We start from the raw sequence: 11,072 nt of genomic DNA on the forward strand, positions 1-11,072 counted from the left end.
TATATAATGTTCACGGTTATCAGTGACCTTAATTTCTACTCTTCAACAGTACCATAAATTAAAGATGTAATAAAAAATGTTTTATAGACAGATCAATTTAAACCTGTTAAAAAGACTAAGAATACTATGAAAGAAAAATGTTCTCAGCTACCGATTGAAAGAAGTGAAAAACACTAAACGTTTACAGACCCTTTAGATAATTAATAATCCATTTATATAACAAGACATATTCTTAATTTTGTATAAAACATCGGTCGTAAAAATACTTATTTAATCATTACAGTTAAAATATTATATATATTTCTAAAATATTGAAATATTTATTATATATATATATAATAACAGATAGTATAGTTAATCGGGAGGTTGGTTATGGAAGATAAACTAGGGAAATTTGAACGTTTGGCTGAAAAGAGAGTAATAGAAGCTAAAAAAAGAATAAGGTTAATAGGCAATTTAGCTAACAAACATAACTATGAATATACTGAACAACATGTGAAGCAAATAATCGATACATTGGAGAACGAAATGAAAACTCTTAAGAATCGATTTAGGGATGAAAGTTTAGGCGAAGCATGTGATTTTGCATTTAAAATTAAGCAATAAATTAATTGGGGGATAGAGTGAGCTATGAGCATTGGTTGGAATTTTCCTCTGAACAATGATGGTGCAGAGGTAGGGCTTAATGACGCAGGTATTGAAACTTTTAGAGGTCGACGTTTGGAAGCATTAGCGAGGGAAATAAATCAAAATTCATGTGATGCAAAAAGAAAAGGTTCTGATGAACCCGTAGAAGTTCACTTCGATTTACATGATATTCCAATTGATTTTTTCCCAGAAAAAGAAGAGTATATAAAAATCATACAGTCTTGTTCCAAATACTGGAGCAACATAGAAAAATCAAAAAAGTTTTTTGATGATGCACTGGATTTAATGATGAAACCCAGTATATCAGTACTGAAGATTAGCGATTATAATACAACAGGACTAGCTGGTTCGAGATTAGAAAGAGGAAGTAATTGGCATAGTTTAATTAAAGCTGTTGGAGTATCAAATAAAGACTCTGCTGCTGGAGGATCTTTTGGCATTGGGAAACATGCTCCATTTGCCTGCTCTACGATTCGGACAGTTTTTTATGGGACGAAGGATGAGGAAGGTAATAAAGCTTTTCAAGGTGTCGGAAAGTTAGCAACACATCTAAAAGATGGAAAAACCACTCAGGGAACCGGTTATTTCGGTGTTACTGAAAAGAATAAACCTTTATTTGAATTGGATAATTGTTTAAATGAGTTCTTTCTAAGAGACAAAGTTGGAACAGATATTTTTGTTATGGGGTTTAATGGCGATAATAATTGGAAATCTAATATTATTAAATCCGTACTCGAAAGCTTTTTCTATGCAATTCACGAAAAAAGATTGACAATTAACGTCGCGGGAACGGTCATTGATTCTCAAACACTTCCTTCACTGTTAGAGCAGTATACAAAGGATGATGAAGACTGCTTGTCATATAAATATTATCAGGCTATTATTGCTGGAACGCATTATAAAGTAAATATTAAAAACTATGATGAGGTGGAACTTTACTTATTAGAAGGTAAAAAATTTCCCAAGAAAATAGCAATGGTACGCGGAACAGGCATGAAGATCTTTGATAAAGGACATTTTAGAGGATTGACTAAATTTTCAGGAGTAATGATTGCTAAAGGTCCAAAGATTAATAAATTATTAAGAGCAATTGAACCACCTAGCCATGACTGCTGGCAGCCTGAAAGAAACGAAGAGAATGTGTCAGGCTCTAAAAAAGTTCTTAAAGAGTTATATAGTTGGATAAGTAAACAAGTAAGAGATTTATCTAACTCAGGAAATGCTGAAGAGTTAGACATTGAAGGTATAAGTCAATATTTACCCGATGATAGTGATGCTTCAGCTTTTGATAATTCCGATAAAAGAAAAGAAGATCATGCTACTATTCCAAAAGAAGTAGCGGTAGAAGATACACCTGTACGCACGAAATTTGATGCAAAGTCTGTGACTTCCCTCGGAGAAGCAAAAGTTGGACCCGGCGGGAAAATTGATAGCAGAAATCTTAATCCTGAAAAACGTGAAAAGAAAGGCAACACCCCTTCTGGATCAAAGTATAAAAAAGATGAAGAGGGAGATAAGTCTGGATCAGGACCAAATAAAAGTGGTAACAACACAAAACCAATTGGTAACGAAGACGCTAAACCACCTTTAGAGTTAAAATCATTTAGATCATTCTGCACAAATCCTGCAGAAGGAGTATACCAAATATCTTACACTCCTTCGAGAGATGGTATTGGCTATTTAGTAGTTAATATTGTAGGGGAGCAGGGAGAGGAAGAGATTAAGCTGAAAAGGGCTATTAAAAATCAAACTTCTCAACCTTTAAAAATTAAGGCGGAAAACCAAATAGGACCTGTTGAATTTAAAGCAAATGCTAGAGAAAGTATTACACTAACATTGAATGAAGCCATGCGATGTGCGTTAGGAGTTGTCATGTATGAAGGTCAGTAAGCGTTATTACCCCCACCCTGTATTATCATCTTTTTCTGATGATATAACGGAAGGCAATTTTAAAACTAATATCAAGATAACGACTACAAAAGCTTTCTATACTTTTGATACAGATTTTTTCCTAACCAATACTGATATATTAAACTATGTTAATAATGAGGAAGCTTGTTATAGTATTCATGTTGAATGTTCTGATACTCGAATGAGACAAGTTTATCAGTCTTTTGAGAGTCATTATAGTTTTGAAATTGCATCTGATAAATTAAATGGAAAAGTCGAAATTACTCCCTTTATATTAGCTGCTAAAGATATTCAAAATTACAGTAATAGAAATTTTCATGAAGATTATGCTGGTTCAACATTTAATATCGTAAAAGGTGATGTAGTAGCTATAGATGAAGGAAAAACATTTGATGCTATTAAAGAAAAAGATGAATTAAAACATATACCATCAATTTTTACAGTAGGAAAGTTTCAGGGCACAGATAAAAAAACCCCTTACGATGTAGATTTTGGACAAACAAATAAAATAGTTATTAAACTTTCTGAAGTAAATTTTGAGTATTACAGACAACTCGCTCAGAACAATGAGACTGCACAAATACTTTCTGTGATGCTGTTATTACCAGCCCTGGTATCCCTGCTTGAACAAATAAAAAGTGATGACTTTGATTATGAACAATTTGAGGAATTTAGATGGTTCAAAGTTATTGAGGTACGCCTTAAAACACTAGGAATAGATTTAACTAGAAGCAGCGATTTACCAGAGTCGGCGATTGTAATTGCTCAAAAAATTATTGGGGATCCATTGTCAGGAGGATTAAAAACTTTATTTGAGAATGCATCACAAGCTGAGGAGTGAACACTTAAACTATGAAAATACATTATTTAAAGGATGCATCTTTAGATAAATTAAAGTCTGATATTAGTGACAACGCTGAGCGCTATTCCTCAGAATCTCCTTGGTTAGAAGAGTATTTTGAGGGTGAAAGCTGGGCCTTAACATCTAAGATTGTAACTAGCGAAATTACTTTAAAAAAATCGGATAGTCCAAGAAAGCATTATGATGCCGAAAATGCTATAAACATCCATAAAGCATTAGATTTAACGATTACCCAAGCTATCGATGAAAGACTTTGGGCTTACTTAACTCATGTAACATTCTGGGATTATATGAAAAATCGATGGAATGTAAGCAAGCTTGAAAATCCGAAAGACGTAATTAAAGAGCGATACTTCTTTGGTGGAGGAGACAGAAGGTTTACACGCAATGGTATAGCAAGATTGTGGTGGGCAGCGCAAATTACAAAGGATGAAAACCGCACAGATCCTTATGAACTCACAAAAATATTATTTACAACACAGGATATAGCTCAGAATTTATTGGAAAGGAATTTCTCTAGAAATACTGAGCTCTCTAAATCAATTTTGTCAGTATTATCAAAAATGGACCCTGCAATATATAAAAATGTTAATCGATATCGAGATCTTATGAAGTATTTTAATAGTTTAGGGGGGGTAACCATATTAGATTCATTAAATGAAGCTGATATTAAAGTAATTATTGAAAAGAAATTGGGAATATCTTTAGTAAAAGCCTAGTAGGTGATTAGTGAATAAGAAACGGTGGAATTTCCACCGTTTCTTATTTTTCTAAATTGTTTCTTATTTAATTGAATGATTTGAGCTATTTTTCTTTATGAGGCTCTTCTATAAAATCTCACTAAGGAACTGTATCGCCGTGAGTTTTTAATCTTAATTTTGGATTACGGACTTTTCTGTCACAAAGATATAACTGATAGAATTTAGTGAATAGTTCTCTTTCTGCATTTTACTCTTCTTGTAATATTGCGCAGTTGAAATTAAGCACTCCTTTTTTAATATATAACTATCTAATTTTGTTTGAAAATTCTATTTTTATGTTTACTTGATTAAGGACTTTTTAAATTTTTTTGCGGTAGTCGAGAGTGTATTTGATTGTCTTAGAGGGAAAATAACAAGCTAAAGACAAGATGATACAAAAAAGTGAGGGGTTTTTATGGCCGATATAATGTCTAAAGAACAGCGTAGAAAAAACATGCAGGCAATTCGTTCCCAATCTAAGCTTGAAAATCGAATTTCACGTGAACTTTGGAAAAGAGGAGTTCGATTTAGAAAGAATGATAAATCATTATTCGGAAAACCGGATATATCTATCAAAAAATATAAAGTAGCAATATTTATTGATTCTTGTTTTTGGCATGTTTGTGAAATTCATGGAAATAAACCAAAAAGCAATCCGGATTACTGGAATAAAAAGCTTGATCGTAATAAAAATCGTGATGCCCAAGTTAACTTACATTATAAACAAAATGGTTGGTATGTAAAGAGAATATGGGAACATGATATAAAAGCTGATTTACAAAGTACAGTTGACGAGATTGTAGCATTTATTCAAGAGGCAAAAGCAAAAGTGTAAAGGCTGTGTACAGAAATGTAATTAGTAAGTAAGGTTTATGCTCGCAAAGTAAAAGGCGCAGAGATTAGTTGGTCAATCTCTGCGCCTTTTACCTTGCTTAACAATTAATAAAATTTGTTGGAATCAAATCATAATCGATTCCTGATAAATCCACTTTATAAGTTAAATGAATTATGTTATTTGGCATTTTCGAGTTTTTAAAAGAATTCTCGGTAATCCTTGGAAAGTAACTGTCGATATTATACTTTCTCAATTCGAGTACTTTGTATTTTTTCTTCCTGTCTAAACTATTTTCCTCAATTCCTATATTAAATAATGTCTTATTTAATTCTAAAGGATCTACACCGGCATTAATTAACTGGTCAAATACAGTATCAATTGAAATTCCGTAGTTTGACTCTTCGAGCCTGCAAAAAATAAGACTTAAATCTTTATTAGTTTTTAATTGATACTGGCTGTTTACGGTGACGATAGCATCATATTTGTTTAAGGTGGATTTCACTTCAAAATCACTTGCAGAGCTTTCAAAATCTACAGTTCCACTCTTAGGTCCTGTCCATTTAGGGTTAGCTTCTATTTTAAGTAAGTATAAGTAAATAATCATCTCACCAAGTATAGAATAAACCGTTTTGTCATAATTAGAATTTCCTAGTAACTCTTTCCACTTTAACCACCATTCATGTGGATTATTGACTATGTTAGCTCTGTCTTCACCTTTTGCACCAGGCTGAACAAATAAAGCACATATATTTGAAAACTCTTGTCTTAACTGTTCTAAACTGCTTGTTAGTAACAATAAATTCTTCTTTTGTTCACCTAGAATTAATTCCTTTGTGAAATATCTCACATTAGAAAATCGTTCAGATATTTGAATATCCGAACTAACTTCTACAGCTACACCATATCTGTCATCAAGACGCACCACCCATGCGGGGTATGCATCCTGAATAGCAGAGATAGGAATTGCTTTACCATTTATAGTTGAAGAAAAATGGTCTCTAATTTCATTTACTATATCCACTAAATCACCTTATCACTATTTAAATTTTTTAATATGGTTTCTGCAATTGCTTTTGAGAGAAGGGGCGGGACAGCATTACCAATTTGTTTAAAAGCATCTCCCATTGCACAGCTAAATAGAAAATCGTCTGGAAATGACTGAAGTCTTGCAGCTTCACGTACACTGATGCCCCTTGGTTCCCAAGGGTGAATGTGACTGTAAGTATCTGTACTGAGATGCGCCACCAAAGTATGAGAAGGTTTATTTTTATTTAATTTTTTCCATTTATCAGGGAATTTACCTGGATCATATGGCGGAACAAATTCTTTTTTTAGCCTATTGAATAAAGCAGGGTCGCTCTCCTCTGTTACTCTGTATGAAGCGCAAGCATCTTCAAAAAATTTCTGTGCGATTGATAGGGCATCTCTGTAATCATCACCCAATTTCATTTTTTCAAAAATCTTAAAATCTCTAGGTGTTCTTCTAAACCCGTTCCCTGAAACAGATCTCATCGTTCTATTTTTACTTTGTCTCATTTTTAGCTGATACTCATTTTGTGGCTCTGTCTTATAATTAAGTTGAATGTTCGGCTTGTGCAGCTTGTACTTTGAAATGGCTTCAGGAAACAAGACTGGTAAATCCGAAAGGGCTTCGCCAACTGTGACCCATTTAGGCAAATTTTCATATGCTTTATTTGGCATTCTAAAATTATTTTCTTTGGAAAAAGTTTTAAATCTTGCTTCATTATTTGTAAGGACTTCTAAATCAAGCTTTCGATGGGTAGGTACTGGTAAGTGAACAATATCACCATACTCTTTTTTTATAGCAATGACAAAAACTCTTTCCCTAATTTGAGGAACGCCATAGTCAGCTGCATTTAAAACTGTCCAAATTGCATTATATCCCTGAGACTCTAGTACTTCAGAGACATATTGAGGGATATTTTTCCCATCAAAGTTAACCGATTCCGGTACATTTTCCATCACGACAGCTTTAGCCTTTAGCTCTAATACAAAACGCATAAAATCTTCATACAAATATCCTCTTGAATCATTAGATGGAATTCTATGTTCTCCAAGAGACTTTAGTTTTCCCCTTCCAATTTTTGAATAGGCCTGACAAGGTGGGCCGCCAATAACTATAACATCATCACTAATCGTTCCGGAAAATATCGATGAAGAGTTTTTAGTGATGTCCATACAGAGATGTTCTTTATCTATTCCTTGCTTCCAATGCAAGTTATAAGAGGCAGTCACGCTTGCTTGCTTGTCAATCTCCATTCCTGCTGTAATACTAAACCCTGCTTGACTGAATCCGTATGATAGTCCTCCACAACCGGAAAATAAATCTACCACTTCAGGCATTTTAGTTAAATTTTTCACCAAAATATTCAAATAACTCCTTTACATATTGTTCTTCTCCGCCAATTATCAAGGCTGGCTCCACGACCCGAGACCTTGCAGTATTTAATTTCATGATTCTTCTAAAAACCTGTGCGCCCCTCTTTTTCTTTTGAACAGCTATATTGCTGTAATGATACATTATACTTCTGCAAAGTTTTACTCTATATCCACTGGGTCCTGATCTGTCGACAATTTGAGCCATTTCATCAGTTGTATTATCCTTAAGTATATTAAAAGTACTTTCAGTATCACCTTGCCACGATAAATGAATATACCACCATAATACTTTAATCCAAATTCTTCTAGATGCTATATAATACCTTTGAGGATTAAGCCCCCATCTTTTATACGTTATATCTGGAATTAGGTAAATTGATATGTACCGCCAAACACCGTCATCCGAAGCTTGTCTTTCATTAAAATTATATTTACTAACCATCAGACTATAGAACCTTATTCCAAATGCTAAGTCAAAGTCATATTCTTTTCCTTTAATTGCATTGCCATCAATTTGAAGGAAATTTAAAGCATCGCTATAAGAGTTGATAATATCTTTTCTTAAATCAGCGTAGTTGGGGTGGACGTATTCTGCCGGTGGTGAATTACTTAACCATGAATTAAATATTTTTTCAGATTCTGTTTTAGATAATGTCATCCACATTTTCAGTACCTCAAATTCTTTTTTCTAAGTCTTCTCTTATTGAACGGGCTAATCGTTCAGGGGATGAAACATCCCAGTTGAAAGTCTGAATAAAATAATAAATTGCTTGACCTATTGAACCTGGCTCAACTCCTGATCCAGACTCAATATTATCCCATACTCCACTTTCTTGAGCCTTTTGTATAATTATCTGAACAGCACTTGATATAATTTCAATCAACATAGGAGAACTGCCAATTCCATTTTCTGCATTCAAAAATTTTGCGAATCTGTGACTTGTATTCAGATTAATGCATACATTCTCTTCTGAAAATGCATCAGATAATGGATCGGACCAATCACATGATACCCACCAAAGAGGTTGTGAAGGTTCATTAACTTCAAGAATAGGAAACATGGATCCGTTTCCATCAATTACAACAGTATAAGAATCTAATATCCCTAAAATAGTCCCCTCATATTTAGCTAGATTCGGAAAGTTATTTTCTTTATTTTCCTTTAAATAGAGTGCTAATTCAATAGTCACTGTTCCTTTCAGTTGTCCCGGATTAAAAGCATGATACAGATCGAACTCTATGAAGTTATTCAAATCATGTACTAGCTCAGCTATCGGTACTACCCCCCTCTGATTAGAAGACTTTGAAAACCAAGTAAGGGCAATACCAATTTTAGAATTTATACTTGCTACTCCGTTTGGACCAAAGAGGAAACTAGGATTATTTATAACGCCACTTCTTTCTACAATAAGGCAACAATTATCCGCATCCCATTTGCTGTCGAGGTCTTGAAGATATAAGTGATTATCTTTATTTTCTTGGCTATCTAAAGGATCGGTAGAAAGCTTAAATAGACCTTCTCCATTTTTGTAACTAAATTCATAATTGCCTCCTTCAAATCCTATTCTGTTTTGCAGATTTGGAGTTAAGGTTTGATAAAAACTAATATATGAATTCATTTCATTTTCACCTCAGTAAACGTCATAACAAGAGTACCTTGAACGAAATCATCACTTCTAGTTAGTACAAGATTTCCCTTAAGAGTTCTATCTGATTGGTTATTTTTCACTCTAAGTCCATTACCGATTGAAAAACGCCTCGTTTTTAAAATTGTTAATTCAAGATCGGAGACAGATTCTGCTTTATCATCCGCAATTAAAACATTAACATTGTCATTATTTACGCTATTTATTTTTATTTCAGATAACTCAATTGGGAACTTCGTCCCTATTCCTTTGTCATCTTCCCAACTATCACCTTTTATTCCTCCTGATTCAGACAATACATGGACTTCTATAAAACACTCTTTAACTTTTTTTGTCATAACAAGCTCGAAATCCATCATAATTGAATCTTGAATATATCTCGGATTATTCTCGAGAGTAAAAGTTGCTTTTTTCTTTTGTTTGTTTAAAACAGTATTTCCCTTATTATTTTCACCACCAGCAACCCCTCTATTACCGAAATTTTCGGGTGGAAGCAGATATTGCGCTAGTGATCTGCTTAATGCTCGATTTCTATTGGAAGGAGAAACTTTTTGTTTAGTTGAATAACTCTCATTTATTGCCTTGGTTGTTGCATTTTGTATTCTGCGCACTAAAGTCATATTTTTTCCGTCAATATTCAAATCAGACCAAGACGTATGGTCAGCTTTTTCACTTTTTCTCAAATATTCTTCCAATGTAATTATTTCATTAAGACTTTTCACTTTATTATCAGAATTAGGAACAAATATTCCAATTATATATTCTGTCGGATTGGTTTTTTCGATACCGTTTGCCCACCGACCAGTAGTTTCATAGCTGACGATCATGCCCGGCTTTCTTACATAACTTATTAATGGAGCATTATTTAGCTCGTTAAATTCCTTAAGATTTACATATTCGTAAGGCGGCAGGTTATTATTAGGAGGAATCATAAGCAAACCTTGACGATCCACTTTTACATAGGCGACTTTTCCAACCCTAGTATTTTCTAAATCTTTTCTCAATGCTATATCTTTCACTTGATAATCCATGTCACTCAAAATATCCCTTGCTAAATCTTCATTCTTAAAGAAAGTTCTGTTGTAGAGTGATTGAATAATTTGAAAAACCGGTTGCATACTCCTAGTTTTTATTTCTTTTCCGTTTACCTTTGCTTTTAACCAGCTTCCATATTCATAATTAATATTATCAAGTCTCGGTGCATACCACCTTTGCAATGCAACAATTAAATATTGATCAATTGCAGTAGTCCACCAAGGCATCTCGGTATTATCATCTGAGATAGAGATTAATTTAGCCTTATCAATAAAAGGAATAATAATAGTTGTTCCTGTTTCGTTTTCTTTGTATGGTATCACATCAAATATTTCAATTATTTCTTTAATCTCATTTTCGTTCGTCAGTGGTATAGTTGAATTCTCACCTATTCTTTTCCCCCACCAAGCAATTCCTCTCTTAGGTTTGCTGTTCTGACTTGGTATTAAAGGATTGTCTTTTGTTTCATCTTCAACCATACATGCTGCTAACCGGGATTCATAAGTACCATCGTCTTTCAAAACTCTTGAGTAGTAAAAAACCAGACCTATACCTATTCTAAAGTATACAGTCTTTCCTAAACCCCAAGATCCCCCAGCTCCTTCTCTGCTCTGAGGCATACTAATTTCATAAACTAATTTTAAAAGATTTCCGTAATTATCGTCATATACATCATCTATGTGTAAAGGGCCAGTCAATCCACCAGTATTATTATCCCTTATTTTAATATATTCATATTCCTGATTAGGGAATGAATTTTTTAATCCATCCCCTAGCCCTTCAAGATTTTCAGCAATGCTTTCTTTCTTAAATTTACCTATATCTAATTCTACCTGTACAAAATCTGCATTGGCCTTAGCAGCGTCAATACTGTTTTGTACAGCTTCTCTGACCAATAAATCAAGAAGAGACATGTCATTATTTTGTATGAGTCTGAGTAGAGAACTTCCTCGTTCAGACATTCTTGCATGTTCTGCAATTTCAATTTGCATTAT

At 33.6% G+C, this 11,072-nt stretch carries 10 protein-coding genes; 5 read left to right on the top strand and 5 right to left on the bottom strand.

Features of this window, described 5'->3' with window-relative positions; all coding sequences use genetic code 11:
* Positions 1–372 precede the first annotated feature (372 nt).
* The 5 genes from MMB68_RS24565 (at position 373) to MMB68_RS24585 (ending at position 4,996) form a co-directional block, all read left to right on the top strand.
* Positions 373–606, top strand: a complete 234-nt coding sequence (locus MMB68_RS24565; protein ID WP_277549466.1) for a hypothetical protein — start codon at positions 373–375, stop codon at positions 604–606.
* A 24-nt stretch (positions 607–630) separates the two neighbouring features.
* The gene (locus tag MMB68_RS24570) at positions 631–2,538 is read left to right on the top strand and encodes a hypothetical protein (protein ID WP_277549468.1); all 1,908 of its coding nucleotides are present in this window, start codon (positions 631–633) and stop codon (positions 2,536–2,538) included.
* Entirely contained in the window at positions 2,525–3,400 is an 876-nt protein-coding gene (locus MMB68_RS24575) for a hypothetical protein (RefSeq protein ID WP_277549470.1), read from the top strand. Before MMB68_RS24570 ends, MMB68_RS24575 begins: the two co-directional genes overlap by 14 nt.
* A gap of 11 nt (positions 3,401–3,411) precedes the next feature.
* Positions 3,412–4,140, top strand: coding sequence for a DUF6339 family protein (locus MMB68_RS24580; protein ID WP_277549471.1), 729 nt, complete (start codon positions 3,412–3,414; stop codon positions 4,138–4,140).
* A 436-nt stretch (positions 4,141–4,576) separates the two neighbouring features.
* A complete protein-coding gene (locus MMB68_RS24585; protein ID WP_277549472.1) occupies positions 4,577–4,996 on the top strand; it encodes a very short patch repair endonuclease in 420 nt (139 codons plus the stop codon).
* A 97-nt stretch (positions 4,997–5,093) separates the two neighbouring features.
* On the opposite strand, the gene MMB68_RS24590 is transcribed toward MMB68_RS24585, so the two are convergent.
* From MMB68_RS24590 to MMB68_RS24610, 5 genes are read right to left on the bottom strand one after another with little or no spacing between them, the layout of a single operon-like run.
* Positions 5,094–6,017, bottom strand: coding sequence for a PD-(D/E)XK motif protein (locus MMB68_RS24590; RefSeq protein ID WP_277549473.1), 924 nt, complete (start codon positions 6,015–6,017; stop codon positions 5,094–5,096).
* Positions 6,017–7,378 (bottom strand): DNA cytosine methyltransferase, encoded by a 1,362-nt coding sequence (locus tag MMB68_RS24595; protein WP_277549525.1) that lies wholly within the window; start codon positions 7,376–7,378, stop codon positions 6,017–6,019. The genes MMB68_RS24590 and MMB68_RS24595 overlap by 1 nt, the downstream gene beginning before the upstream one ends.
* Positions 7,362–8,060, bottom strand: a complete 699-nt coding sequence (locus MMB68_RS24600; protein ID WP_277549474.1) for a DUF6339 family protein — start codon at positions 8,058–8,060, stop codon at positions 7,362–7,364. The genes MMB68_RS24595 and MMB68_RS24600 overlap by 17 nt, the downstream gene beginning before the upstream one ends.
* 10 nt (positions 8,061–8,070) lie before the next feature.
* Positions 8,071–9,015, bottom strand: coding sequence for a hypothetical protein (locus tag MMB68_RS24605; RefSeq protein WP_277549475.1), 945 nt, complete (start codon positions 9,013–9,015; stop codon positions 8,071–8,073).
* Positions 9,012–11,069 carry a hypothetical protein gene (locus MMB68_RS24610; RefSeq protein ID WP_277549476.1) on the bottom strand — a complete coding sequence of 686 codons (2,058 nt, stop codon included), beginning with the start codon at positions 11,067–11,069 and terminating at the stop codon, positions 9,012–9,014. The genes MMB68_RS24605 and MMB68_RS24610 overlap by 4 nt, the downstream gene beginning before the upstream one ends.
* Between the last annotated feature and the right edge of the window lie 3 nt (positions 11,070–11,072).

Source organism: Priestia sp. Y58 (assembly GCF_029522095.1).
GTDB lineage: Bacteria > Bacillota > Bacilli > Bacillales > Bacillaceae_H > Priestia > Priestia megaterium_E.